The 26,641-nt window shown below is 43.1% G+C and carries 22 protein-coding genes; 11 read left to right on the forward strand and 11 right to left on the reverse strand.

Translation table 11 applies throughout. The features are described from left to right. Positions 1 to 121: 121 nt before the first annotated feature. The 7 genes from SJY44_RS15790 (at position 122) to SJY44_RS15820 (ending at position 11,415) form a co-directional block, all read left to right on the forward strand. The gene (locus SJY44_RS15790) at positions 122 to 6,649 is read left to right on the forward strand and encodes a hypothetical protein (protein ID WP_396590444.1); all 6,528 of its coding nucleotides are present in this window, start codon (positions 122 to 124) and stop codon (positions 6,647 to 6,649) included. A gap of 6 nt (positions 6,650 to 6,655) precedes the next feature. Further along, positions 6,656 to 7,669: a hypothetical protein gene (locus SJY44_RS15795; protein WP_396590445.1), complete on the forward strand. Its 1,014-nt coding sequence runs from the start codon at positions 6,656 to 6,658 to the stop codon at positions 7,667 to 7,669. 23 nt (positions 7,670 to 7,692) lie between these two features. Continuing rightward, positions 7,693 to 8,343: a hypothetical protein gene (locus SJY44_RS15800; protein WP_396590446.1), complete on the forward strand. Its 651-nt coding sequence runs from the start codon at positions 7,693 to 7,695 to the stop codon at positions 8,341 to 8,343. Continuing rightward, positions 8,344 to 9,519: a gliding motility-associated C-terminal domain-containing protein gene (locus SJY44_RS15805; RefSeq protein WP_396590447.1), complete on the forward strand. Its 1,176-nt coding sequence runs from the start codon at positions 8,344 to 8,346 to the stop codon at positions 9,517 to 9,519. Between the two features lie 72 nt (positions 9,520 to 9,591). Beyond that, positions 9,592 to 10,326 (forward strand): M15 family metallopeptidase, encoded by a 735-nt coding sequence (locus SJY44_RS15810; RefSeq protein WP_396590448.1) that lies wholly within the window; start codon positions 9,592 to 9,594, stop codon positions 10,324 to 10,326. A 39-nt stretch (positions 10,327 to 10,365) separates the two neighbouring features. Further along, on the forward strand, positions 10,366 to 11,130 hold the full coding sequence (locus SJY44_RS15815) for a M48 family metalloprotease (RefSeq protein WP_298930025.1): 765 nt from the start codon (positions 10,366 to 10,368) through the stop codon (positions 11,128 to 11,130). Positions 11,131 to 11,247: 117 nt separating this feature from the next. Continuing rightward, the gene (locus SJY44_RS15820) at positions 11,248 to 11,415 is read left to right on the forward strand and encodes a DUF6747 family protein (RefSeq protein WP_313789959.1); all 168 of its coding nucleotides are present in this window, start codon (positions 11,248 to 11,250) and stop codon (positions 11,413 to 11,415) included. Positions 11,416 to 11,521: 106 nt separating this feature from the next. On the opposite strand, the gene SJY44_RS15825 is transcribed toward SJY44_RS15820, so the two are convergent. After that, a complete protein-coding gene (locus SJY44_RS15825) occupies positions 11,522 to 11,914 on the reverse strand; it encodes an ankyrin repeat domain-containing protein (RefSeq protein WP_298930027.1) in 393 nt (130 codons plus the stop codon). A gap of 207 nt (positions 11,915 to 12,121) precedes the next feature. Here SJY44_RS15825 and gpmI point away from each other — a divergent pair, with 207 nt between their 5' ends. The 3 genes from gpmI (at position 12,122) to SJY44_RS15840 (ending at position 15,319) form a co-directional block, all read left to right on the forward strand. Further along, positions 12,122 to 13,639 carry a 2,3-bisphosphoglycerate-independent phosphoglycerate mutase gene (gene gpmI / locus SJY44_RS15830; protein ID WP_396590449.1) on the forward strand — a complete coding sequence of 506 codons (1,518 nt, stop codon included), beginning with the start codon at positions 12,122 to 12,124 and terminating at the stop codon, positions 13,637 to 13,639. A 61-nt stretch (positions 13,640 to 13,700) separates the two neighbouring features. Beyond that, positions 13,701 to 14,519, forward strand: a complete 819-nt coding sequence (gene map, locus SJY44_RS15835) for a type I methionyl aminopeptidase (RefSeq protein WP_396590450.1) — start codon at positions 13,701 to 13,703, stop codon at positions 14,517 to 14,519. A 35-nt stretch (positions 14,520 to 14,554) separates the two neighbouring features. Beyond that, a complete protein-coding gene (locus SJY44_RS15840) occupies positions 14,555 to 15,319 on the forward strand; it encodes a class I SAM-dependent methyltransferase (RefSeq protein WP_396590451.1) in 765 nt (254 codons plus the stop codon). Between the two features lie 32 nt (positions 15,320 to 15,351). Here the strand turns inward: SJY44_RS15840 and SJY44_RS15845 are convergent, their stop codons facing one another. The 10 genes from SJY44_RS15845 to SJY44_RS15890 form a co-directional block, all read right to left on the reverse strand. Continuing rightward, positions 15,352 to 16,434, reverse strand: coding sequence for a TlpA family protein disulfide reductase (locus tag SJY44_RS15845; protein ID WP_396590452.1), 1,083 nt, complete (start codon positions 16,432 to 16,434; stop codon positions 15,352 to 15,354). Positions 16,435 to 16,536: 102 nt separating this feature from the next. Beyond that, positions 16,537 to 17,610: a helix-turn-helix domain-containing protein gene (locus SJY44_RS15850; protein WP_396590453.1), complete on the reverse strand. Its 1,074-nt coding sequence runs from the start codon at positions 17,608 to 17,610 to the stop codon at positions 16,537 to 16,539. 89 nt (positions 17,611 to 17,699) lie between these two features. Then, entirely contained in the window at positions 17,700 to 18,713 is a 1,014-nt protein-coding gene (locus SJY44_RS15855; protein WP_396590454.1) for an FAD:protein FMN transferase, read from the reverse strand. After that, complete coding sequence (locus SJY44_RS15860) at positions 18,714 to 19,073, reverse strand: Na(+)-translocating NADH-quinone reductase subunit F (RefSeq protein WP_298930045.1); 360 nt, start codon at positions 19,071 to 19,073, stop codon at positions 18,714 to 18,716. Positions 19,074 to 19,151: 78 nt separating this feature from the next. Continuing rightward, positions 19,152 to 20,459 carry an NADH:ubiquinone reductase (Na(+)-transporting) subunit F gene (gene nqrF, locus SJY44_RS15865; protein ID WP_396590455.1) on the reverse strand — a complete coding sequence of 436 codons (1,308 nt, stop codon included), beginning with the start codon at positions 20,457 to 20,459 and terminating at the stop codon, positions 19,152 to 19,154. Between the two features lie 2 nt (positions 20,460 to 20,461). After that, positions 20,462 to 21,202 (reverse strand): NADH:ubiquinone reductase (Na(+)-transporting) subunit E, encoded by a 741-nt coding sequence (nqrE, locus tag SJY44_RS15870; protein WP_298930050.1) that lies wholly within the window; start codon positions 21,200 to 21,202, stop codon positions 20,462 to 20,464. A gap of 10 nt (positions 21,203 to 21,212) precedes the next feature. Further along, positions 21,213 to 21,860 (reverse strand): NADH:ubiquinone reductase (Na(+)-transporting) subunit D, encoded by a 648-nt coding sequence (locus SJY44_RS15875; protein WP_396590456.1) that lies wholly within the window; start codon positions 21,858 to 21,860, stop codon positions 21,213 to 21,215. A gap of 1 nt (position 21,861) precedes the next feature. Continuing rightward, complete coding sequence (locus SJY44_RS15880; RefSeq protein ID WP_396590457.1) at positions 21,862 to 22,611, reverse strand: Na(+)-translocating NADH-quinone reductase subunit C; 750 nt, start codon at positions 22,609 to 22,611, stop codon at positions 21,862 to 21,864. A 2-nt stretch (positions 22,612 to 22,613) separates the two neighbouring features. Beyond that, entirely contained in the window at positions 22,614 to 23,876 is a 1,263-nt protein-coding gene (locus SJY44_RS15885; protein ID WP_396590458.1) for an NADH:ubiquinone reductase (Na(+)-transporting) subunit B, read from the reverse strand. Between the two features lies 1 nt (position 23,877). Then, positions 23,878 to 25,230 (reverse strand): Na(+)-translocating NADH-quinone reductase subunit A, encoded by a 1,353-nt coding sequence (locus SJY44_RS15890; protein WP_396590459.1) that lies wholly within the window; start codon positions 25,228 to 25,230, stop codon positions 23,878 to 23,880. A 151-nt stretch (positions 25,231 to 25,381) separates the two neighbouring features. Here SJY44_RS15890 and SJY44_RS15895 point away from each other — a divergent pair, with 151 nt between their 5' ends. Then, positions 25,382 to 26,626, forward strand: coding sequence for a DUF5103 domain-containing protein (locus tag SJY44_RS15895; RefSeq protein WP_396590460.1), 1,245 nt, complete (start codon positions 25,382 to 25,384; stop codon positions 26,624 to 26,626). The last annotated feature ends 15 nt before the right edge of the window (positions 26,627 to 26,641 follow it).

The following is a 26,641-nucleotide window of genomic DNA, read 5'->3' on the forward strand; positions in this document are numbered from 1 at the left end:
TATAAATTAGCCTTTTGACACGCTATATTTCATTTTACAACATTCCTATCTAACTACACAACATTTACTGGTAATTCCTAGGGTATGCTCTTATTTTTAGCCAGTTATCAAATGTGTAGCGATGAGATTGAGAAGAATTTTACCCTTTTTTGCCCTATTATTTTCTGTTTTTGTTTTTTCTCAGGTTAAAGTTGGAACCAATCCAAACGTAATTGACCCTTCGTCAATTATAGAATTGGAAAGCAACAACAAGGCTTTAGTCTTAACCAGATTGACATCCGCACAAATGCAAAGTATTGACCCATTGCATGGTGCTTTAATTTATAATATTGAAACATTATGCGTGCACCTTTACAATGGAGCACAATGGGTTAATCTTTGTAATTCTTCCAATACAACAGGATTTTCTTTTGTAGATAATAATGATGGAACCTTTACCATCAATTACGATAACGGAACAGTTTTTACATCTTCAGATTTAACAGGACCTACAGGGCCACAGGGGCCAACGGGACCCACAGGGGCCGATTCAACAGTACCGGGACCGCAAGGACCGGCAGGGGCCGATTCAACAGTACCGGGACCACAAGGACCGCAAGGACCAACGGGACCCGCAGGAGCTGACTCAACAGTACCGGGACCACAGGGACCGCAAGGACCCGCAGGAGCCGATTCAACAGTACCGGGGCCACAAGGGCCGCAAGGACCAACGGGGCCACAAGGACCACAGGGACCAACGGGACCCGCAGGAGCCGACTCAACAGTACCGGGGCCACAAGGGCCGCAAGGACCACAGGGACCAACGGGACCCGCAGGGGCCGACTCAACAGTACCGGGACCGCAAGGACCACAGGGACCTGCAGGGGCCGACTCAACAGTACCGGGACCGCAAGGGTCACAAGGACCCGCAGGGGCCGACTCAACAGTACCGGGGCCACAAGGACCGCAAGGACCACAGGGACCTGCAGGGGCCGACTCAACAGTACCGGGACCACAAGGGCCGCAAGGAGCTGCAGGGGCCGACTCAACAGTACCGGGACCGCAAGGACCGCAAGGACCCGCAGGGGCCGACTCAACAGTACCGGGGCCACAGGGACCGCAAGGACCCGCAGGAGCCGACTCAACAGTACCGGGACCACAAGGACCGCAAGGACCAACGGGACCCGCAGGAGCTGACTCAACAGTACCGGGACCACAGGGACCAACGGGACCCGCAGGGGCCGACTCAACAGTACCGGGACCGCAAGGACCACAGGGACCGGCAGGGGGCGACTCAACAGTACCGGGACCACAGGGACCGCAAGGACCCGCAGGGGCCGACTCAACAGTACCGGGGCCACAAGGACCGCAAGGACCAACGGGGCCACAAGGACCACAAGGACCACAGGGACCTGCAGGGGCCGACTCAACAGTACCGGGACCGCAAGGGTCACAAGGACCCGCAGGAGCCGACTCAACAGTACCGGGACCACAGGGACCGCAAGGACCCGCAGGGGCCGATTCAACAGTACCGGGACCACAGGGACCGCAAGGACCCGCAGGAGCCGACTCAACAGTACCGGGACCACAAGGACCGCAAGGACCAACGGGACCCGCAGGAGCCGACTCAACAGTACCGGGACCACAGGGACCAACGGGACCCGCAGGGGCCGACTCAACAGTACCGGGACCACAAGGGCCACAAGGGCCGCAAGGACCACAGGGACCAACGGGACCCGCAGGAGCCGACTCAACAGTACCGGGACCACAGGGACCGCAAGGACCCGCAGGGGCCGACTCAACAGTACCGGGGCCACAGGGACCGCAAGGACCAACGGGGCCACAAGGACCACAGGGACCCACAGGGGCCGACTCAACAGTACCGGGACCGCAAGGACCACAAGGGCCACAGGGACCCACAGGGGCCGACTCAACAGTACCGGGACCACAGGGACCAACGGGACCCGCAGGGGCCGACTCAACAGTACCGGGACCGCAAGGACCACAGGGACCAACGGGACCCGCAGGAGCTGACTCAACAGTACCGGGACCACAGGGACCGCAAGGAGCCGCAGGAGCCGACTCAACAGTACCGGGGCCACAAGGGCCGCAAGGACCACAGGGACCAACGGGACCAACGGGACCCGCAGGGGCCGACTCAACAGTACCGGGACCACAAGGGCCACAGGGACCAACGGGACCGGCAGGGGCCGACTCAACAGTACCGGGGCCACAAGGGCCGCAAGGACCACAGGGACCAACGGGACCCGCAGGGGCCGACTCAACAGTACCGGGACCGCAAGGACCACAGGGACCAACGGGACCCGCAGGAGCTGACTCAACAGTACCGGGGCCACAAGGGCCGCAAGGACCACAGGGACCAACGGGACCCGCAGGAGCCGACTCAACAGTACCGGGACCACAGGGACCGCAAGGACCACAGGGACCAACGGGACCCGCAGGGGCCGACTCAACAGTACCGGGACCGCAAGGACCACAGGGACCGCAAGGACCCGCAGGAGCCGACTCAACAGTACCGGGGCCACAAGGACCGCAAGGACCACAGGGACCAACGGGACCCGCAGGGGCCGACTCAACAGTACCGGGACCACAGGGACCGCAAGGACCCGCAGGGGCCGACTCAACAGTACCGGGACCACAGGGACCGCAAGGACCCGCAGGAGCCGACTCAACAGTACCGGGACCACAAGGACCGCAAGGACCAACGGGACCCGCAGGAGCTGACTCAACAGTACCGGGACCACAGGGACCAACGGGACCCGCAGGGGCCGACTCAACAGTACCGGGACCACAAGGACCACAAGGACCGCAAGGACCCGCAGGAGCTGACTCAACAGTACCGGGACCACAGGGACCAACGGGACCCGCAGGGGCCGACTCAACAGTACCGGGACCACAAGGGCCGCAAGGACCTGCAGGGGCCGACTCAACAGTACCGGGACCGCAAGGACCGCAAGGACCGGCAGGGGCCGATTCAACAGTACCGGGACCACAAGGACCGCAAGGACCAACGGGACCCGCAGGAGCTGACTCAACAGTACCGGGACCACAGGGACCGCAAGGACCCGCAGGAGCCGACTCAACAGTACCGGGACCACAAGGGCCGCAAGGACCTGCAGGGGCCGACTCAACAGTACCGGGACCACAAGGACCGCAAGGACCCGCAGGGGCCGACTCAACAGTACCGGGGCCACAAGGGCCGCAAGGACCACAGGGACCAACGGGACCCGCAGGAGCCGACTCAACAGTACCGGGACCACAGGGACCGCAAGGACCCGCAGGGGCCGACTCAACAGTACCGGGACCACAGGGACCAACGGGACCCGCAGGGGCCGACTCAACAGTACCGGGACCGCAAGGACCACAAGGACCACAGGGACCTGCAGGGGCCGACTCAACAGTACCGGGACCACAGGGACCAACGGGACCCGCAGGGGCCGACTCAACAGTACCGGGACCACAGGGACCGCAAGGACCCGCAGGGGCCGATTCAACAGTACCGGGACCGCAAGGGTCACAAGGACCCGCAGGAGCCGACTCAACAGTACCGGGACCACAAGGACCGCAAGGACCAACGGGACCCGCAGGAGCTGACTCAACAGTACCGGGGCCACAAGGGCCGCAAGGACCACAGGGACCGCAAGGACCCGCAGGGGCCGACTCAACAGTACCGGGACCACAAGGACCGCAAGGACCCGCAGGAGCTGACTCAACAGTACCGGGACCACAGGGACCAACGGGACCCGCAGGGGCCGACTCAACAGTACCGGGACCACAAGGACCGCAAGGACCCGCAGGGGCCGACTCAACAGTACCGGGACCGCAAGGACCGCAAGGACCCGCAGGGGCCGACTCAACAGTACCGGGGCCACAGGGACCGCAAGGACCGGCAGGGGCCGACTCAACAGTACCGGGACCGCAAGGGTCACAAGGACCCGCAGGAGCCGACTCAACAGTACCGGGACCACAGGGACCGCAAGGACCCGCAGGGGCCGATTCAACAGTACCGGGACCACAGGGACCGCAAGGAGCCGCAGGAGCCGACTCAACAGTACCGGGACCACAAGGACCGCAAGGACCCGCAGGAGCTGACTCAACAGTACCGGGACCACAGGGACCAACGGGACCCGCAGGGGCCGACTCAACAGTACCGGGACCACAAGGGCCGCAAGGACCTGCAGGGGCCGACTCAACAGTACCGGGACCGCAAGGACCGCAAGGACCGGCAGGGGCCGATTCAACAGTACCGGGACCACAAGGACCGCAAGGACCACAGGGACCAACGGGACCCGCAGGAGCCGACTCAACAGTACCGGGGCCACAAGGGCCGCAAGGACCACAGGGACCAACGGGACCCGCAGGGGCCGACTCAACAGTACCGGGACCGCAAGGACCACAGGGACCTGCAGGGGCCGACTCAACAGTACCGGGACCGCAAGGGTCACAAGGACCCGCAGGGGCCGACTCAACAGTACCGGGGCCACAAGGACCACAGGGACCAACGGGACCCGCAGGGGCCGACTCAACAGTACCGGGACCGCAAGGACCACAGGGACCTGCAGGGGCCGACTCAACAGTACCGGGACCGCAAGGGTCACAAGGACCCGCAGGGGCCGATTCAACAGTACCGGGACCACAGGGACCGCAAGGACCACAAGGACCACAGGGACCTGCAGGAGCCGACTCAACAGTACCGGGACCACAAGGACCGCAAGGACCAACGGGACCCGCAGGAGCTGACTCAACAGTACCGGGACCACAAGGACCGCAAGGACCAACGGGACCCGCAGGAGCTGACTCAACAGTACCGGGACCACAGGGACCAACGGGACCCGCAGGGGCCGACTCAACAGTACCGGGACCGCAAGGACCGCAAGGACCAACGGGACCCGCAGGAGCTGACTCAACAGTACCGGGACCGCAAGGACCACAAGGACCAACGGGACCTGCAGGGGCCGACTCAACAGTACCGGGACCGCAAGGGTCACAAGGACCCGCAGGAGCCGACTCAACAGTACCGGGACCACAGGGACCAACGGGACCTGCAGGGGCCGACTCAACAGTACCGGGACCGCAAGGGTCACAAGGACCCGCAGGGGCCGACTCAACAGTACCGGGGCCACAAGGACCACAGGGACCAACGGGACCCGCAGGGGCCGACTCAACAGTACCGGGACCGCAAGGACCACAGGGACCTGCAGGGGCCGACTCAACAGTACCGGGACCACAGGGACCGCAAGGACCCGCAGGGGCCGACTCAACAGTACCGGGACCACAGGGACCACAGGGACCTGCAGGGGCCGACTCAACAGTACCGGGACCGCAAGGGTCACAAGGACCCGCAGGGGCCGACTCAACAGTACCGGGGCCACAAGGACCGCAAGGACCACAGGGACCTGCAGGGGCCGACTCAACAGTACCGGGACCACAAGGGCCGCAAGGAGCTGCAGGGGCCGACTCAACAGTACCGGGACCGCAAGGACCGCAAGGACCCGCAGGGGCCGACTCAACAGTACCGGGGCCACAGGGACCGCAAGGACCCGCAGGGGCCGACTCAACAGTACCGGGACCACAAGGACCGCAAGGACCAACGGGACCCGCAGGAGCTGACTCAACAGTACCGGGACCGCAAGGACCACAAGGACCAACGGGACCTGCAGGGGCCGACTCAACAGTACCGGGACCGCAAGGGTCACAAGGACCCGCAGGAGCCGACTCAACAGTACCGGGACCACAGGGACCGCAAGGACCCGCAGGAGCCGACTCAACAGTACCGGGACCACAAGGACCGCAAGGACCAACGGGACCCGCAGGAGCTGACTCAACAGTACCGGGACCACAGGGACCGCAAGGACCCGCAGGGGCCGACTCAACAGTACCGGGGCCGCAAGGACCGCAAGGACCCGCAGGGGCCGACTCAACAGTACCGGGACCACAGGGACCGCAAGGACCCGCAGGAGCCGATTCAACAGTACCGGGACCACAGGGACCACAAGGACCGGCAGGGGCCGATTCAACAGTACCGGGGCCGCAAGGACCAACGGGACCCGCAGGGGCCGACTCAACAGTACCGGGACCGCAAGGGCCACAAGGACCACAGGGACCTGCGGGACCAGTAGGACCTCCACAAACGTTAAGTAAATCTGGGGTTACTATTTCTTTAAGTGACGGAGGTGGGTCCGTAGACGAAACAACAACAACATTAACTCAAAATAATACTACAGGAGTAATTACCTATACTAACGAAGCATCTACTCCTCAAACGGCAAATACGGTTGGTGTTGAAACTAATAATAGCATTACAGTAGCAGCAAATGGAGGCGCTTTTTATGAAAGCCCAATTAAGGCATTTGGTAAAATTGCTTCTAATGGATCGGTGACCAAAGCTACCGCAGGTATTACGGTCACCAAGCTTGGCGGAAATGGTCGTTATCGTGTTAATCTACCAGCTGGATTAGTATCGGATGCAAACTATATCATTCAATTGACTCAACCTGGCAGAGGTGGAGCTGGAAATGATGACCCCGGCATATCTTACAATAACCAGACATCATCAAGTTTTGAAGTCATAGTTGGCGATAATGACAATGGTGGAGGCGATCGATTTCGATTTAATTCTGAATTCATGTTTACCATTTTAGATTTATAAATAACTATGAGAAAAGTATTTGCAATATTAATTTTTGTTCTAACGGTCCACTTTTCTTATGCTCAAATTGAGGCAGGTTTACTGTTTAGCCTCAATACAGGAAATACCTCTGAAATAAATGCCATTACTGGTATGCAGCAGGGACAAATGTTATTCAATACGGATTCTCGTGAACTACTAGTTTTTAACGGAACTAATTGGGTCACTACTTCAAACTCAAATTGGCTTTTGACCGGAAATGCAGGAAACACTGGATCATTCTTAGGTACAACCAATGATGTCAGTATGGATATAAGATCTAACAATGTTAGTACCCTTGAGTTTGGAAGAAGACAAACATTAGGATTAGTCCAAAATTATAATGATTATACGGATGGAAATCAATACCTAACATATCTTAAAGGTGCTAATGGAGTTTCAGCTTTACAATTTCAGGCAGATGCCGCTGCCTTTTATAAACCTATGTTCTTTACCAATAGTGACGGAAACTTTAGACTTAAAGGAAGTGCAGCAGGCACTGACTTTTTTGAAATTGGATCTAATGGAGTTTCCAATGCTGGAGAATTAGAGTTTATTATCGCTGATGATGGTGCTGAACCTTTTCTTTTTAAACGCTTTGATTATAGAGACCAACAACTTAAAGAGCTTTTTAGAATTCAAGGAAGTGCAAATGCACAAAATGCAAAACCCAGAGTAGGTATAAACACTGGGCAAATGGCCAATTCAACCCTTGAGGTTAACGGATCTGTGTCCACTGCAATCGTAAGAATCACGAATAATATTACCCTTACAGAAGATCATCATACTATTATCATGACAGGTGGTTCCCCAAATATAACCTTACCAAATGCAAATAGTTGTCAAGGGAGGGTTTACATTGTTAAGAATTATTCAGGCGGTACCAGGTTCAGTTCAACCTATAGGGCTGATAGTGGAGGAACCAGTACTCAAATCCGTAATGGGAGATGCTATACTTTTCAGAGTGACGGTGTAGAGTGGCAACAAATAGTAAGAGACTAGGATAGATCTTTAAAAAAGAAAGAATGAGAGTACCCATATTTGTTATTTTATTGTTTTCGTTTTTGACCATAGCAGCTCAAACTCCTACTGCGGGTGAATTGATACAAGTACACAACGCCACTTCAATAGAAATGAATTCTATAAACAGCCCTATTGATGGATCTATTATATACAATACAACTACCCGTAGTATACATTTTTATAGCAACTCCAACTGGGTAGAAGTACCCAATGTAGCAAATATCTATGTAGGGGCATTCCAAATTTCTGGTTTGGGAAATCAAAACATAACTGGTCTTCCATTTGAACCCAGTAATATTACATTTTCTGCACACGCCAATGTGGAAAGTTTAAACCTTAATTCAGACAATGCAGTGGGCAACAACAATACAGGTATTGCAAATTCCTTTGGTTCGATGAATGGATTTGCCAGAAATGATGGCAACACTATTGCGGAACAGGTAATATATGTAGGTGGAAGTGGAAATTCCATCAATGACATTTCAAGATATGCTTCTAACTCGCATTGTATTGGTTTAAGATATGGCAACCAAAACGGAAACAATCTTGGTGTAACTTCAGCAAGTGTTACAAGTTTTAACACAGACGGTTTCACCATCAATACAGATAGTTTTGCCGATGGTATTATAGTACTCTTTCAAGCGTATAGATAGATGTTTATAAGAAACAAATACATACAATCATTATTTTTAGGTTTATTCCTAGTATTTATAACCTTTTCTTGGGGGCAAGATGCTGTCCACAATTTTGGAAACCTTCAATTTCATACAACTGCTTCTGTTGGGTTTCATATTAACTTGATAGATGATGGTGTTTTTGATAAAAATCAAGGACTAACCGGTTTCTATAGCCAAAATCAGTTGAGAATTTCTGGGACTTCAAACCCAATTTTTGATGACTTAGAAATTGTTACAGAAAACGGGTTAATTCTTGAAACTTGGATGGGAGTCACTAACAATTTAAACTTTGTTGTAGGTGATATCATTACTTCAAAAAATGAAAATAACAATTATCTCAATTTCATAGATACTTCATTTTATGCTGGTTCTGGAAACCTTACCCATATTAATGGATATGCAGGTGCCACAAACAAGGAACTGATTACTTTTCCTGTAGGTGATGGTGACCGGATAAGGCACCTTACCTTGACATCTGATGCAATTAACAGTTTAGCCAGATGTGCTTATTTTAACGAAGACCCCAACAATCCAGTTTCTTTAACTCAACAATTTAATACCGACAACAAGGAATTTGATGACTTACAAATAAGCGAATTAGAATTCTGGCGATTAGAAGGCAATCAACCTTCAGTAGTAAACTTAACTTGGGACATTAATAGCAATACAGGATTACTGGCTGAAGATATTGAAAACCTAATGGTTGTTGGTTGGAACAAGACAGAAAATAGATGGGAAAGATTAGGTAATTCTTCTATTTCTGGAAATTTGCAAGTAGGCAGTATTACTTCAGAAACTTTTGTTCCAGACGACTATGAAATAATTACTTTAGGAGGGACGGATGATCTTCTGGAGCCTTTTACCGTTTTAGATTTGGACAATTACTTTTTGACTCCAAACAACGATGGGATAAATGATTTTTTATTGATAGATGGTATTGAAAATACTCCCAATAACCTTCTTAACATTTACAACCGCTACGGCGTTCTGGTCTATTCCAAATTGAACTATTCCAATGAATTTAATGGCCGATCTAATCGTAACACAGTAATCAGCAGAAGTTCTGGACTATCCGCAGGAATTTATTTCTACATTCTTACTGTAAATGATACTCGAGAAAAATTTCAAGGGTATATGTACATTTCTGATTAAGAATGGTCGGTCCCAAGATTCAGTAGGACTAAAAAATACTTCTTAACTTGTCACATAAATCAAATCCATTCTATGAAAAGAAGGACTTTCATCAAAAAAACAGCAGCTTCAGGTCTTGCTTGTACTTTTCCACCGGTTTTAACTCTTAATTCTGACCCAGACTATTCTATTCTTGAACTTATGGGCAAAGCCGAAATAGCACTTTATGGAGAGGGTATTAATTTAAGGGAAGAGGCATATGAGGCTTTTGTAAAAATGAAAAAAGCTGCATATTCAGATGGTTTTGATATTAAAATGGTATCAAGTTTCAGAGATTTTTACAGACAGGAAGGTATTTGGGAACGAAAGTACCTACGTTACACAGAAGATGATGAAATGCAACCCTTGGATGCCATTGATAAAATTATTGAATATTCCACAATCCCTGGCACCAGCAGGCATCACTGGGGAACGGACATTGATATTATTGATGGATTTCCTAAAATTACCGGTGATGTTCTTGTTCCTGAAAAATTTGAAGAAGGAGGTCCATTCATGAAGTTTAAGGCATGGCTTGATGAAAACTCAGAAAGTTTTGGATTCTATTTGGTTTATACCGATGAACCCAAAAGAAGAGGTTTCAAATACGAACCTTGGCACTATAGCTATGCCCCTATATCAATTCCTATGTTGACTGCCTTCAGAAAAAAGAATATTCTTAAGTTACTTCAAAATGAAGATTTTGTTGGCTGCGAACATTTTACTACCGGATTTCTAAAGACTTACATTCAAAATAATATTTTAGATATCAATCAAAACCTGTTATAAGCCTTTTTTGTATCTTGAATTTCTAAGAACACTATTACCATGAGAAGAGGAAGTTGGAAAATTCGTATCCTTATCGGCTTGGCTATTGTAGCTTTTGCATTTGTCCAACGCTGCAGTAATAAGGAAGAGAATCCATATACAGGAAGAGTTCAAAACATAAACATGTCTGCTGACCAGGAGATTGCCATTGGTTTGCAAAGTGCTCCAGAAATGGCCCAACAGCATGGCGGACTGTATCCAGATGAAAGAATGCAAGCTTTAGTAGATGCTGTAGGCAATAAGCTCATTCAGAATAGTATAGCAAGAGAAACACCTTATAGATATGATTTTCATTTATTGGCTGATGATAGAGCCATAAATGCATTTGCATTGCCCGGTGGGCAGTGTTTTATTACTTATGCCCTATTCTCGCAACTTACAGAAGCACAGCTGGCAGGTGTACTTGGTCATGAAATTGGTCATGTAATAGGAAGGCACTCTGCTGAACGGATCGCTGAAAGCAGTTTTTGGCAAACTTTGGCAACCGGCGCATCGGTTGGTGGTGATATGGGCAGCTTGGTAAGCGGTATTGGCCAGAATACATTGTTGAAAAATGGAAGGGGTGATGAACTGGAAAGTGATGAGCTCGGAGTATTATTTATGATTCAGGCTGGCTATGACCCATACGAAATGATCAAGGTGATGGAAATTTTAAAATCAGCTGCTGGTCCAAATAGAGTTCCAGAATTTCAAAGTACCCATCCCGACCCAGAAAACAGGATTGAAAAAATCAAAGAAGCCATTGAAAAATATTCAGGTCGATAGAATCGGTGTGTTCATCGATTAAAACTTTCTATTCATCAATTTTGACTACCTTTGATTGACCCCAAATCATTAATACCTATCTATAACCTCCTTTGTGCTATCTAACGAGAAGAACACATGGGAACACTATTACATTTCAAAAGTCTTTACACGGAAGCGTTTGATGACTGTAGGCCTAGCTTTGTTGTCCTTTTACTGAAAGGATATGCTATATTTTGCGGCATACTGTTATTTATGGCACTGTACGCATTTTTATATCGAGCCTTTACTGGGTTCGATTTTTAAAAAAAACGAGAATCGTTTACTCTTTTACATGAACACTATAAAAGTAGATGAATAAAAAAGCCCATCCTTTGGATGGGCTTTTTGCTGAATGAATAAACTCCTCAATTTATTTCTTCATAGCCAATTTAAGTATTTCCATTGCTTCCACCGCATTTGATAGCTCAGCATATTTTTTCGCAGTATAGCCTTTGTCACATCGCTTTTTAATGTTTGCTCCATTAGCAATAAGCAACTCCAAAATTTCCGTTTGATTGTAACGAGCTGCAAAATGGATTGGAGCCATTCCTAGCGATTTTTGATTTACATCCTCTCCCAATTCAATCAGCTTTTTCACTGTTTCAAAATCCCCTTTTACAATTGCTTTGCAAAAGGAACTAAGTTCAACAGAAACCTCTGTCGAATTCAAATCAGCTTCAAAAGTTGTTGCTGTTTCATTGGCGCATACGCCTGTAACTGCCAGCATACATGCTGCAGCTACTGTTAGGATTGTTTTTCTCATGATGAATAATTTTTGATTATAGATTTAACTTATATAAAAATAGACTCCGTCAATCCCCAAATGTTACAGCATTAACACTTAAATAACTAAACTTTAACAACACCGTTTTTTTTAACATAAATTATTAACAAATCCGCAAGTAGAAAAGCCTAAAAAGACTAGGGCATCCAGCTAAATCATTATATTTTTGGAACTCAATACAATACCATGAACAAGAAGACAATCCTGATGATATTGGATGGCTGGGGTAAATCGCCAGACCCAAAAATTTCAGCTATCGCTCAAGCAAATACTCCATTTGTAGATTCTCTATATTCCAAATACCCTGATGCAAATCTGCTTACAGACGGAATGAACGTAGGTCTTCCAGAAGGTCAGATGGGAAATAGTGAAGTGGGCCACATGAACTTGGGTGCAGGAAGGATAGTTTACCAAGATTTAGCAAAAATCAATAAGGCCGTAAAAGAAGACACGCTTAAACAAGAAGTGGTTTTAAATGATGCTTTTGATTATGCCAAGTCCAACAACAAACCTGTACATTTTTTAGGTTTGGTAAGTGATGGCGGTGTACATAGCCATGTAGACCATTTAAAAGCTTTAATAAAAGCATGCCATGAAAGTGGGGTGCAAAAATCCTTTGTTCATGCGTTTACAGATGGGAGGGATGTCGATCCAAAAAGCGGGAAAGGTTTTTTGCAAGATATTACCGACTACTGCTCAGATAAAAATACCAAACTTGCAACCGTTATAGGGCGGTATTACGCCATGGATCGTGATAAAAGATGGGAGCGGGTTAAATTGGCCTACGATGTAATGGTGAATAATGAAGGAGAAAAGGTAAAGGATATTTCTGAGGCCATTCAAAAAAGTTATGATCAAGGTGTTACGGATGAATTCATAAAGCCATTGGTCTTAACCGATACGGCATCTAATTCCTTGGCAAAAATTGAGAATGGAGACGTTGTAATTTTCTTCAATTTTAGAACGGATAGAGGGCGGGAACTTACACAAGTATTAAATCAGCAAGACTTTCATGAACAAAATATGCATAAGTTGGACCTGTACTATGTTACTATGACCAATTATGATGATTCGTTCAATGGTGTTAAAGTTGTATACGACAAAGAAAATCTAAAAGATACGCTAGGCGAAGTTCTTGCCAGGAACGGAAAAAAACAAATACGTATTGCAGAAACAGAGAAGTATCCCCATGTGACCTTCTTCTTCAATGGAGGTAGAGAAGAACCTTTTGATGGAGAAAAAAGAATTTTATGTCCTTCGCCCAAAGTGGCGACCTACGATTTGAAACCGGAAATGAGCGCCTATGAAATTAGGGATGCCATTATACCAGAGTTACAAAAAGGAGAAGCTAGTTTTGTGTGCCTTAACTTCGCAAATCCAGATATGGTAGGCCATACAGGGATTATGGAAGCCGCAATCAAAGCCTGTGAAACTGTTGATGAATGTGCCAAAGACGTCATTACGGCTGGATTGGAAAATGGTTATTCAACAATAGTGATCGCTGATCATGGAAATTGCGACACCATGGTAAACCCAGATGGAAGTCCCAATACTGCCCATACAACAAATCCAGTTCCGCTTATATTGGTAGACAATGATATCAAAGAAATAAAGGATGGGGTATTGGGTGATATAGCTCCAACTATTTTAAAATTAATTGGAGTTGAAAAACCTTCGCTGATGACTCAAGAATCATTGATATAGCGAAAATTCTCCTGTTTCTTATGAAACCACAATTAATTGATTTCCTCTTATCTTTGCCCTCATGATAAAGATTAAGACTGCAGAGGAGATAGAACTAATGCGAGAAAGTGCATTAGTGGTTTCCAGAACTTTAGGGATGTTGGCCTCTGAGATTAAGCCAGGAGCAAATCCATTACAGCTGGACAAATTGGCTGAGGATTTTATTCGCGAGCAAGGAGCAGAGCCAGGTTTTTTGGGTATGTACGATTTTCCCAACACATTGAATTGGAGTCCAAACGCGCAGGTTGTACATGGTATTCCAAATAATGAACTACTTAAAGATGGAGATATCATATCAGTGGATTGCGGCGCATTCAAAAATGGATTCTATGGAGACCATGCATATACTTTTGAAGTTGGCGAGGTAGCAGAAGACACCAAAAAATTACTTAAGGTCACTAAGGAATCCCTTTATATGGGAATTCGAGAATTTAAATTGGGAAACCGAGTGGGTGATGTTGGTTTTGCCATTCAAAACTATTGTGAAAACCATGGGTATGGTATCGTTAGAGAATTGGTAGGTCATGGATTGGGCACTGAGCTTCATGAGGACCCTCAAATGCCTAACTATGGTAAACGAGGTCGTGGGAAGAAGTTTGTGGATGGAATGGTTGTGGCCATTGAACCTATGGTAAACATGGGTACTCGAAGAATAAAGCAACTTAAGGATGGATGGACCATTTTGACTGCTGATGGAAAACCCAGCGCTCATTTTGAGCATGATGTAGCCCTTATAGATGGAAAGCCAGAACTGCTTTCCACTTTCCAATATATTTATGATGCCCTTGGTATTGTAAACAATGAAGAAGAAGAGTTTAGAAGTAAAAAATTACAACTTTAGACCACACCATCTTGCTTTTGCCAGGATAAAACCAAATGAAACGGCTCTTTAAATTTTTCTTGAACCTTATCCCAAGACCATTACTTATTAAACTAAGTTATTGGGTAAGACCATTAGTAGCCTTTTCTTTAAAAGGGAATAATTACACTGACCCTATTGACGGAAAAAGTTTTAGAGCATTTCTGCCTTATGGTTATGAAAATCCCAGGGAAAATGTGCTCTCCCCCTCTACCCTATCTTTAGAACGGCACAGATTGCTATGGCTGTATTTAAAAAATGAAACTGACTTCTTTACCAAAGCAAATAAAGTGCTTCATTTTGCGCCGGAACAAGCTTTTCATAAGAGATTTAAACAACTAACCAATATTGATTACACCACAACTGATTTAAACTCTCCATTAGCCGAAGTAAAAGCAGATATCTGCAATCTTCCATTTAAGGATGATTCTTTTGATATAATTCTCTGCAACCATGTTTTGGAACATATCCCTGATGACACTACTGCTATGCAAGAGTTATTTCGCATTCTAAAACCGGGAGGTTGGGGGGTTTTTCAAATTCCGCAGGACCTAAAAAGAGCGGAAACTTTTGAAGATGATTCCATAACCAATAGAAAGGAAAGAGCAAAAATTTTTGGTCAATATGACCATGTTCGTATTTATGGCAAGGATTATTTTGACAAATTAAGAAGTATTGGTTTTAAGGTTGAAGAAGTTGATTATACGCAAAAATTACCTAAAGAAGAAGTTGAAAAATATAGATTGGCCAAAGGCGAAATCATTCCCTTTGTCAGGAAATGATTTTCGCCATAGTAAGCTGCTTTCAGCTATACTTATCTTACTGCATTCAATTTCACCTCAAGCTCTTCTGCATTGATGTTTTTTGCTATAATTATTCCTTCAGGATCTAACAAAAAATTGGAAGGAAGTGATGAAAGCAGATAAAGTTTAAAGATTGATTGGTCTTTATCCAGGATTTGATTCCAACCAATTCCATCTTTTTCAATTGCTTTTCGCCATAAAGAAGCATCTGAATCAATACTAACACCAATAATATCGAACTTGACATCTTTATATTCCTCATAGAGTACCATTAGTTTGGGGTTTTCAACCCTACAAGGCCTGCACCAAGATGCCCAAAAATCTACCAGCACATAAGAACCCTTAAAATGGGCAAGATCCACTAAAGACCCTTCCATATTATTAGCTTTAAAATTTATAGCCTTACCTCCAATTTTGAACTGATCTGCCATATCTATTCTTATCCGTAGTGAACTGCTCATTCCACTTTCTGGATATTCGGCTTCAAATTTTTCTAACATTTCCTTGAAAAACTTATTGTTCTTATAAAGGTCAAAATAAGCCAAGGCGTCATATGCCAAGGCTGAAGGTCCCATTTTGCGAACAAGATTTTCCATTGCTGCTATAAATTTGACCAAAACTTCGTCTTTCCTTTTTTCTAATTCAGCAATCCGTTCCACATCATTATTTTTCATGGCCAGATCAAAATCCTGAATCATATCCGCAAAAAATTCCTTATTAAGGCTTTCAATACTTTGGTTGAAATTAGACTCAGCTGCCACATTGGACTCCAATAAAATCTCCTCATCTAACCTTAACTTGATTAAACCACTTTGCTCCACCGCAATTCTCATTTCTTTGCCTGTATTCAGTTTTACGGTATAAATAGAAGGCTCCAAATACTGATCTATTATTCGATAATTTTCACCAAGCTCACCAAAGGATAGAGATTCCAATTCTACAAACTTTTCACTTTCAAAATTATACTTAGAGACCAGAATTCCAGTGATTTTTTCAGAACCAACCTCAAATGAAAAAATAGTTTTTAGTTCTTGATTTGACTTACACCCATTTATAAACAGGCACAGCAACAATAGAGTTTTGATTGTTTTCATAATTGATGTTTATTTTAGTCAAATGTATGCTGGCAATGAACATCAGTCGTCTTAAAACGTGAATCCGAACCCTTTTTTCAGAATCATTAAAAATCTAGAATGTTAATTATATTTGGCTTTAAACTCAGAAGGAGTAATTCCTGTTTTTTTCTTGAAGGCCGTATTAAAAGATGACTTTGAATTAAACCCTACTTCATACAATACTTCCAATATTGTCTCATTGGGATCTTTGGGGCTCATTAACCTTTTTTTAGCGCAGTTTATTCTAAAGGTGTTTATAAAATCTACAAAGTTTTGATCATAATGATCATTGATTAGTTCAGACAGTTTTCGTTTTGGAATATCCACCTCTTCTGCAAGCACGGCGATGGTCAAGTTTAGGTTCTTAAAAGATTCTGTTTGGGACAAATGGTTTTCTATTCTGGAAATAAGAATTTTATTTTCTTCCAGTGATGTGTTAATTCTTTTTCGGGAAATCAATGAAGTCGAAAATTCCAAATCCTCTTTACTATAACCAAAAGGCTTTCTTGATGAAGTAAACCCATTAAAGTAAAGTAGATTAATGGCCATAAGTACTAATATGTAGACAATATTTTCTAGCAGATAGGTATTAAATTTAAAGAGGAAAGCGATAAACTGGGTTATGTCAACAAATACTATCAATGAAAAAATGATAAAAACCCAATGAAGCCAACCCATGTTTAACCACTCCAATCTTGAGTAACTATCCTTTACTACCTTCTTATATCTTCTAACTTCTAAAAAACATAATAAGATGTAAATAAAAATATGTGTCCCATAAGCAATATAGATTTCAGGTATGCAAATGCCTCCCTCACTAATTACAATTCCAATACAAATGGCTAGAAACGGAAGAAAATGAAGCACTTGCTTTGTTTTAAAAACAAATTGTTTTTGTGCTATAGCGTTAATATAGATAAAGAGTAACGGTCCATAAAGAAAACCGTAAGCACAGTTAATACTCTGAAAATAAGTGCTTCCAATTCCTCGATTAGCGAGAAACAATCCCAAAATTTGCATTGTTAATGTCCCAATTATGGCTGCCAGTATAAAATCACCCTTATCTTTTTTGAGGTTAGAAACCAATATGTAAAGTGTGAGTAAAGCTCCTTGAAAAATTATAATGATATGGATAACATTGGTAAAGGAAAACATGTGGTATGGCCTGGACGAATATGTTGGCTAAATATACAAAGAGGCTACTAGATATAAATACCAATATTAAAGCACGCTATTTTAAGGCTTCAATTATCGGAGTTTACAATCAAACTTTTAAATCCAGGGGTCATAAACTCTTGCGTTTCTCCCCTTTCATCCAAATAAATGATATACGCTTCCAAATTATCCTGATTAGCCAACAAGTTTCTGGTGTCGTCCAAATCCATTGCCATAAAAGCTGTTGCATATGCATCCGCCTCAGCGCAGGAACTTGCTACCACACTAGTTGCCAAAACATTTGAGTTTTTAGTATATCCAGTTTTAGGGTTGATTGTATGTACATACTTTTTTCCCGTTTCTGGGTCTATTCTAAACTTCCTATAATTTCCAGAAGATGCCATTGCCTTATCTTCTAGAACGATTATCTGTTTCAACTGTCGTCCAACCTCAACCTGAGGGTCGTCTATCCCTACACTCCATTGTTTACCTGAAACACTATTTTGGCCCCTCGTTATAACTTCTCCACCTAATTCAACCAAATAATTCGTTATTCCTTTAGTGTCCAATAGCGTTCCTAAACGATCAATAGCGTACCCTTTAGCAACAGCATTAAAATCAAAACGTAATTCTGAATGGGTTTTAGTTATTGTACCATCATGGTTCAATTTTACTTTATCCCAACCTACATACCCCAATAAACTATCAACTTTAAGACTATCCAATTTTAGCTGTTTTCCCGGCCCAAAACCCCAAGCGTTTGCTAAGACACCAATAGTTGGATCAAAGTAGCCATTAGAGGCTTCATATACCTCACTAGAAGTCTTAAAAACCTCCTGGAACATATGATCCACCGTTATGGTTGAATCACCATTATTAATTTTTGAAATATCTGATGTAGTGATATAAGTTGAAAGTGATTGATTGATCACTTGAAAAACAGAATCGATTTCTTGTTGATAATCCAGTTCTATATCTGAAATATAGATAATGGAATAGGTAGTGCCCAGTGCATTACCAACGTTTTGATTTTTTATCAATGTATTGGAATTGCATCCAAGAACCAGGACAAGTCCAATTATAAAAAGTATTCGTTTTGTCATTTATATTTCAATTAGTCCTTGATAATCCACAATGTATTCTTCATTTAAATATACTGGTAACTCCTGGTTTGATGCGTTGGAAAGTCCCACACCCGCATAATACGTCTTAGCTTCAAATTTATCAGCATGACTCTTTAATTTCTGCATCAGCTTCACATCAAATTCTTTTGTGTTCTGGGGATACACTACGTTGCGTACCACAATAAAATGTAGAATTTTGTCCTTAAGACAAACGTACTGGGGATTCTTCTTTGGTTTACTGTTGATACCCATAAATTCAAAACCATCTTCCTCCAATTGTCTACCAACAATATTCATGGCCAAATTATGAAGCTCTTGTTCTGTTAATACTCTTCTCATATAATTAAAAAAACCGATACTTGAAGGTATCGGTTTGTATTTTAGATTCCCGCCTTGGCAGGAATAGCAATCCGTTCATTATCCTCCAAAGTCATCAAACCTGATGTGCTCATCTGGAATACCAAAATCCTCTCCCATTTTCTGAACAGCTTTGTTCATTAACGGAGGACCACAGAAATACAATTCTATATCTTCAGGAGACTCATGATGATTTAGATAATTATCTATAACACAGTTATGAATAAATCCAACAAAACCATCTCCATCAGCATCCATATCTTCTTTTACTTTCCAATTATCCTCTTCCATAGGCTCAGAAAGCGCCATATAGAATTTAAAATTTGGAAATTCTTGTTCTAATTGTTTAAAGTGATCAATGTAGAACAACTCTCTTTTTGAACGTCCTCCATACCAATAGGTAACTTTTCTATTTGTTTTTAGGGTTTTGAACAAATGATATAAGTGTGAACGCATTGGAGCCATACCTGCACCACCACCTACATATAGCATTTCAGATTCTGACTCGTTGATAAAGAACTCACCGAAGGGTCCTGAAATAGTAACAGGGTCGCCTTCTTTTAATCCGAAAATATAGGAAGAGGCAACACCAGGGTTCACATCCATCCATCCATTTTTGGAGCGATCCCATGGTGGAGTCGCAATCCGCACATTCAACATGATTTCACGACCTTCCGCAGGATAAGAAGCCATGGAATAAGCACGTTCCACAGTTTCCGGATTCTTCATGATCAGTGGCCACAAATTAAATTTGTCCCATTCATTCTTGAATTTATCCGGAGTTTCATGCTCTTCTGGGTGAGCCGTAATATCAATATCCGAATACTTCACTTCGCATGGAGGAATTTCAATTTGAATATATCCACCTGCTTTATAATTCATATCCTCAGGAATCTCAACAACAAATTCCTTGATAAACGAAGCAACGTTGTAGTTACGTACAACTTTTCCTGCCCATTTTTTAATTCCGAAAACTTCTTCAGGAATGGTAATCTCCATGTCTTGCTTTACCTTAACTTGACAGGCCAAACGCGCACCATGTTGAAGCTCTTTTCGAGAAAAATGCGGAGTTTCGGTAGGCAATGCCTCACCGCCACCTGAAAGCACGTGACACTCGCACTGAATACAGGTTCCACCACCACCGCATGCTGATGGCAAAAATACTTTTTGGTTTCCTAATGTAGAAAGTAAAGTGCCGCCAGAGGCTACTTCTATTTGCTTCTCTCCGTTAATGGTCAATGTTACCGGACCAGAAGGTGAAAGTTTTTCTTTGGTGAAAAGTAACAACGCTACCAAAAGCAATAATAAAACTAGAAATGCAACTACCGTTATTAAAATAGTACCACCCGTACTTGTAGCTAATATCATCTTTATTTGTTTATGACTTCATTATAAGAGACCGCTTTTTCTTCGTCTTCAATCTCTTTTTTAATTTCTTTTTCTTCAATAGTTTTTGCTGTGGTATTCTCCACTGGTTCAGGAGCTTCATTATCTCCTGTCAACATTCCACCAAAACTTTGAAATCCTATTCCCATCAATCCGGTAATGATAAATGTGATTCCCAATCCACGAAGTGGTGCTGGGACATTGGAATATCTGATTTTTTCACGAATCGCTGCAATGGCCAAAATTGCCAAAAACCATCCTATTCCCGAACTAACTCCATAATTGAAAGCTAATCCCAACGTAGGAATTTCTCTTGCTTGCATAAATAGCGAACCTCCTAAAATTGCACAGTTAACAGCTATCAAAGGCAAGAAAATACCCAAAGAATTGTATAGGGATGGAGAGAATTTCTCTACTACAATTTCTACCAATTGCACCATAGTTGCTATAGTAGCAATGAATAAGATAAATGATAAAAAGCTTAGGTTATAATCTGCATACTCTGGGCCTAACCAAACCAATGCTCCATCTTGCAAAAGGTATTGATCCAACAACCAGTTTAATGGCACGGTAACCGCTAAAACGAATATTACCGCAGCGCCCAATCCTACAGCGGTTGCAACTTTTTTGGATACGGCCAAATAGGAACACATTCCTAAAAAGACCGCAAATACCATATTATCTATGAAGATGGACTTAAAAAACAGTTCTAAATGTTCTAACATATTCTCTTATTTATGCTTCTTCTATTAATGCTTTATTTCTTGAACGCTGCACCCAAATAATGATTCCAACAACTATCAATGCTGCTGGTGGTATAATCATAAATCCGTTGTTCTCATATCCTGTTGCATATAGCCAAGTCTTTGCTATTGGATCTCCCAATACAGGAATTCCAAATAAGGTCCCTGAACCAAAAAGCTCACGGAAAAACCCAACAATGATCAGTATTACTCCATAGCCAAGTGCGTTACCAATGCCATCTAAAAAGGATTTCCATGGACCATTACCCAAAGCAAAGGCCTCAAAACGCCCCATGATAATACAGTTGGTTATAATCAACCCAACAAAAACCGAAAGGGTTTTACTCAACTCATACGCAAATGCCTTTAAAACCTGGTCTACAATAATTACCAAGGTTGCCACAACGATAAGCTGAACGATAATCCTGATTTTTGAAGGAATCACGTTACGCATCAATGAGATGACCACGTTACCCACTCCCAGTACGAAAATCACCGAGATTGCCATTACCAAAGAGGCTTTAAGTTCCGCTGTAATTGCTAATGCTGAACAGATTCCCAAAACCTGAATGGTTATTGGGTTGTTATCCGCTAATGGGTCTAAAATTAGATTTGCATCTTTTTTTGAAAGCAATGCCATATTAATTCGTTCTAATGGTTTCTAAGTAAGGTTTGTAAACCTTTAAGGTTTCTTTTATCATCGCTGAAACTCCATTTCCAGTAATCGTTGCACCTGCAAGTGCATCCACTTCATTATCCTCTTTATCATTGTTCAATGGATCATTGTTTCCTTTTGCTACACTTACACCAGCATAACTTTTGCCTTCCAATAAAGATTCTCCTATGAAATCATCCATAAAAAAGCGCATTTTTATATTTGCGCCAAGACCGGGGGTTTCCGCTTTATGATCAAAATAAACTCCCTGAACGGTCATACTATCATCAACCGAAATAAAACCCCAAATGGCATCCCATAATCCTTTACCGTACATTGGTAGAATATATGATTTCTTGCCATCTTTTTCACCGATAAAAATGGGCAACCGTGCTTCACCTCCGCTTTTAAAGGCAGCCAGCTGTTTCTTCATATCAATCAAAAAGGCTTGGTCATCTTTTTGAACCTCACCATCCACAAAAACATATTGTTCTTTAATGTATTTTAAAAACTCACCCTCAACTACATCTGTAGGAATAAAATTTACCCCACTATCTTCTGTATTCTCATTTACACCCATGGCGTAAAGGATATTCTGTTGTTTTTCAAAACGTTCATTTTCCTTGATTCTATCATTTAGGCCAGATGCCAAAAAAGCAAGGACAGAACCTACAATTACAACCATTATGATTGCAAAGATTACGGTATATGAGTTTTTATCTGTGTTAATTCCCATTATTATACTGTTTCCGTTTTTAACGCTTCAACACCATCAGTAACCTTAGGATGTATAGTAGCCGTCTTTAATCGTTTCATTCTTCTTTTGATATTACCTCTTACCACATAGTGGTCAATTGTAGGTGCAAAAACGTTCATTAACAGGATTGCCAAGAACACTCCTTCTGGGTACCCTGGATTGAATACACGAATCATTACAGACATAAACCCTATCAAGAATCCATAAATCCATTTACCCCTATTGGTCTGCGATCCGGTTACAGGGTCAGTTGCCATGAAGACTATACCAAAGGCAAGACCCCCTACCAACAAATGTTGCCAGTATTCAAAACTCATTAATCCATAGAACTTGCTATACTCCGGAATCCATTCAGCAGCAACTATTCCATTAAAAATTAGTCCCATTGCAAGAGATCCGATCACGGCGCTCAACATAATTCGCCATGAAGCTATTTTTGAGAAAACAAGGAACAATCCGCCAAGTAAAATCAATACTGTTGACGTCTCGCCTACTGAACCAGGAATAAAACCGTAAAACATATCTGAAAGCGAGTATGAAAATTCAGTACTCCCTTGAGCTAAATATCCCAAAACGGTCTCCCCAGAAATGGCATCAGCGGAACCCGCTTGCGTTACACCTTCTTTGGCACCATGCACCCATACCTTATCACCACTCATCCAAGTAGGGTAAGCAAAGAATAAGAAAGCACGAATGGTCAATGCGGGATTCAATATATTCATCCCAGTTCCTCCAAAAACTTCTTTTCCTATTACTACACCGAAGGCTACTGCAACGGCTAACATCCATAATGGCGTATCTACAGGTACTATAAGAGGAACCAACATTCCAGTCACCAAATATCCTTCTTCTACTTCATGACCTTTTATTACGGCAAAAATGAATTCAATTGCCAATCCAACTCCATAAGAAACTATAACAATTGGTAACACTGTTATTGCTCCTAACCAAAAGTTCTCCCATGTTAGAAAGTGTTCGAAAAGTGAAAATTCTGCAGGAAAACCATTAATTGCGGAATAATGTTGATAACCCGCATTGAATATTCCAAATAAAAGACATGGAACCAAAGCCATAATCACCGTATTCATCGTACGCTTTAAATCGTCAGCTGAACGAACATGACTGCCAGAATGCGTAGTTTCATTTGGCGAATACAGAAAAGTATGTATGGCATTAAAGGCAGGTGCCATTTTTTTACCTCTATACTTTAATTTAATCTGATGTAATTTTTCTTTCATGCCCATATTATCCAATTTCTTGATGCAATAAATCCAAACCTTCCCTGATTATCTGCTGGTGTGGTTGTTTTGAAATACAAATGAATTCCGTTAATGAAAAATCCTCCGGAGCCACTTCATACAATCCCAATTGTTCCATTTCATCTAAATCCTTAACCATACATGCTTTAAGTAGTTGCAACGGGTAAATATCCAACGGAAAAACGTCTTCATAAAGGCCTGTGACCACAAAAGCTCTATGCTCACCATTGGTATTGGTATCCAAATCGTATTTCTTTTTGGGCTGCATCCAAGAAAAGGTCAAAGCTCTTGTGGATGATATTTTGTTGAAAACTGGCTTATTCCATCCAAAAAATTCATAATCATCGCCTTCTGGAATAGCGGTTACTGTATTATTGTAGAATCCAAGATAACCTTCTGGGTGTGTTTTTGAACCTGTAAGCACATCGCCATTAATCAATCTAAACTTATCTTGATTAACTCCGCTTCCATATAAAAAAGTAGAAATTTCAGCGCCTATTTTAGTACTATAGTATTTTGGAGCTTTTACAACAGAACCCGCAAGTGCGATTATACGCTCCGCATTAAACTTTCCTGTTAACAACAACTCTCCTATAATCACCAAATCTTGGGGAGTTACGGTCCAAGCAACCTCTCCTTTATTAATAGGATCAATTTTGTTTATTTGGGTTCCAACCAATCCTGCAGGATGTGGTCCAGATACTTTATGAAGTGTAATCCCGTCTAATTTCTCAAGAGGAGAATTACCTGCTCCACCAACTGAGACATGCACCTGACCGGGTGTTAACTTGCCCAAAGCAGAAATTGCCGCTTGCAGCTCTACTTCTTTACCGTTTAAAACATAATTGGCATCTGCCGCTAAAGGGGCTGTAGTATAACCAGATATGAATATAGCCTTAGGTGTTATTTCCGGATTTGCGATAATATCATAAGGGCGTTGTTTTAAAAATGACCAACCACCAGATTGCAATAAAAAAGTCTTGATACTCTCAGCATCAGATTTTTCTATATTAATTGTTTTATGCTCCAAATACTCTTGCGTTTTATCCGCAAGGATTTTGAGCGTTAAGATTTTTCTTCTAGCTCCACGAATAATTTCCACCAATTCACCGCTTACTGGAGAAACAAAGAACATATCTTCTTTGTTCTTGTTGTAAAAAAGAGGTTCTCCCGCTTTAACTTCGGCCCCCTGTTTTACCAACATTTTTGGTGTTATTCCGTGAAAATCATCTAGGTTTAGGGCGTATACGTTACTTAAAACGGCTTTGGAAGTAGTCTGTTCTGCTGCCCCGATAAGGTTGATGTTTAACCCTTTTTTAATCCGGATGTCTTTAGACATATTGTTGTAGACCTTTTGTTAACAAAATTGCAAGCAAATTTAGCACTAAAAGGATTGTTTTCATAATTATTAACCATAAAAATGGGATTACATCGAGCTAAACTTGCTAGGCACACTTTTTGTTTACCTTTACCCAAAATTTACGCCCTAAATGCGCTTTGTGATCAAACAAATCTTTTTACTCCTTTTTGTTTCCAGCATTTTTGCACAGGTACAGGAAGAAGTTAATCCTCCAGTCAATATAAAGTCCATAGTTTTTAAAGGTCCTACAGAAGATCAATTCCCTCTCATCAAACTTGGAGAATCCATGACTTTGGAATTTGATGACCTTACAGCTAATGAACAAGACTATTATTACAAAATTATACATTGTGATTACGATTGGACCCCATCACAATTGTTAAAATCGCAATACCTAATTGGAATAGATAACCAGCGCATCATTGATTATGAAAATAGCTATAACACTCTTCAGCCCTATTCCAACTATAGACTGACCATCCCCAATGAAAATGTACGTTTAAAAGTAAGTGGCAATTATGTTTTAGAAATTCATAACAGTTATGGCGAACTGCAATTTTCACGAAGATTTTTGGTGTACAGAGATTTGGTAACCGTTGGTGGCACCGTAAAACGCTCTAGGGATTTTAACTTCCTTAATGAAAAACAGGTAGTTCAATTTAATGTTAATACCGCAGGGTTCCCTGTGGTTAACCCAAAGAAAGAAGTTAAAGTGGCTATTTTACAAAACCACTTTTGGCCAACAGCTTTGTACAATATAAAACCGCAATTTACGGTTGGAACCGAACTTGTGTACAAATATGACCAGGAAACAAGTTTTTATGGAGGCAATGAATTCTTGAATTTTGACACCAAGGATTTAAGGTCACCAACTTTTGCCATATCCAAAATTGAGTTCAAAGAATTATATAATCACTATCTATTTACCAACACCTATAGGTATGACAGACCGTACACCTATTTCCCTGATATAAATGGTGACTTTGTTGTACGAACCTTACAAGGTGAAGATGTATCTAGAGAAGCGGAGTATACCGAAATTCATTTTAGCCTTCCTTATTCAAACGAGATTGGGCTGGACAATGTTTACGTTTTTGGAAAGTTCAATAACTATGACTTAGGTGAAGAAAACAAAATGACTTTTAATTCAGAAACAGGAAAGATGGAACTTACCCTTGTTATGAAGCAAGGCTTTTACAATTATAAATATGTAGTTGAACGACAGGATGATACCATTGACCTTAACTATGTAAGTGGAAACTTTCACTTTACTGAAAACAACTATCTTATTCTTGTTTATTACCGTGATTTTGGTGATATGTATGATAGTATTATAGGAATAGGCTCCGTTAATTCTAGAAATATCAGCAATTAATTATCTTTAGCTCCT

The sequence above is a fragment of the Allomuricauda sp. R78024 genome (assembly GCF_044596045.1).
Taxonomy (GTDB): domain Bacteria; phylum Bacteroidota; class Bacteroidia; order Flavobacteriales; family Flavobacteriaceae; genus Flagellimonas.

Excerpts from the sequence above, each read along its gene's own strand:
- SJY44_RS15840 (WP_396590451.1), top strand. The coding sequence starts at position 14,555 with ATGAAACGGCTCTTTAAATTTTTCTTGAACCTTATCCCAAGACCATTA.
- SJY44_RS15885 (WP_396590458.1), bottom strand. The coding sequence starts at position 23,876 with ATGGGCATGAAAGAAAAATTACATCAGATTAAATTAAAGTATAGAGGT.
- SJY44_RS15850 (WP_396590453.1), bottom strand. The coding sequence starts at position 17,610 with ATGTTTTCCTTTACCAATGTTATCCATATCATTATAATTTTTCAAGGA.
- SJY44_RS15875 (WP_396590456.1), bottom strand. The coding sequence starts at position 21,860 with ATGGCATTGCTTTCAAAAAAAGATGCAAATCTAATTTTAGACCCATTA.
- SJY44_RS15890 (WP_396590459.1), bottom strand. The coding sequence starts at position 25,230 with ATGTCTAAAGACATCCGGATTAAAAAAGGGTTAAACATCAACCTTATC.
- nqrE (WP_298930050.1), bottom strand. The coding sequence starts at position 21,202 with ATGTTAGAACATTTAGAACTGTTTTTTAAGTCCATCTTCATAGATAAT.
- SJY44_RS15860 (WP_298930045.1), bottom strand. The coding sequence starts at position 19,073 with ATGAGAAGAGTATTAACAGAACAAGAGCTTCATAATTTGGCCATGAAT.
- map (WP_396590450.1), top strand. The coding sequence starts at position 13,701 with ATGATAAAGATTAAGACTGCAGAGGAGATAGAACTAATGCGAGAAAGT.
- SJY44_RS15880 (WP_396590457.1), bottom strand. The coding sequence starts at position 22,611 with ATGGGAATTAACACAGATAAAAACTCATATACCGTAATCTTTGCAATC.
- nqrF (WP_396590455.1), bottom strand. The coding sequence starts at position 20,459 with ATGATATTAGCTACAAGTACGGGTGGTACTATTTTAATAACGGTAGTT.
- SJY44_RS15895 (WP_396590460.1), top strand. The coding sequence starts at position 25,382 with ATGCGCTTTGTGATCAAACAAATCTTTTTACTCCTTTTTGTTTCCAGC.
- SJY44_RS15805 (WP_396590447.1), top strand. The coding sequence starts at position 8,344 with ATGTTTATAAGAAACAAATACATACAATCATTATTTTTAGGTTTATTC.
- SJY44_RS15845 (WP_396590452.1), bottom strand. The coding sequence starts at position 16,434 with ATGAAAACAATCAAAACTCTATTGTTGCTGTGCCTGTTTATAAATGGG.
- SJY44_RS15825 (WP_298930027.1), bottom strand. The coding sequence starts at position 11,914 with ATGAGAAAAACAATCCTAACAGTAGCTGCAGCATGTATGCTGGCAGTT.
- SJY44_RS15800 (WP_396590446.1), top strand. The coding sequence starts at position 7,693 with ATGAGAGTACCCATATTTGTTATTTTATTGTTTTCGTTTTTGACCATA.
- SJY44_RS15855 (WP_396590454.1), bottom strand. The coding sequence starts at position 18,713 with ATGACAAAACGAATACTTTTTATAATTGGACTTGTCCTGGTTCTTGGA.
- SJY44_RS15790 (WP_396590444.1), top strand. The coding sequence starts at position 122 with ATGAGATTGAGAAGAATTTTACCCTTTTTTGCCCTATTATTTTCTGTT.
- SJY44_RS15810 (WP_396590448.1), top strand. The coding sequence starts at position 9,592 with ATGAAAAGAAGGACTTTCATCAAAAAAACAGCAGCTTCAGGTCTTGCT.
- SJY44_RS15815 (WP_298930025.1), top strand. The coding sequence starts at position 10,366 with ATGAGAAGAGGAAGTTGGAAAATTCGTATCCTTATCGGCTTGGCTATT.
- SJY44_RS15820 (WP_313789959.1), top strand. The coding sequence starts at position 11,248 with ATGGGAACACTATTACATTTCAAAAGTCTTTACACGGAAGCGTTTGAT.
- gpmI (WP_396590449.1), top strand. The coding sequence starts at position 12,122 with ATGAACAAGAAGACAATCCTGATGATATTGGATGGCTGGGGTAAATCG.
- SJY44_RS15795 (WP_396590445.1), top strand. The coding sequence starts at position 6,656 with ATGAGAAAAGTATTTGCAATATTAATTTTTGTTCTAACGGTCCACTTT.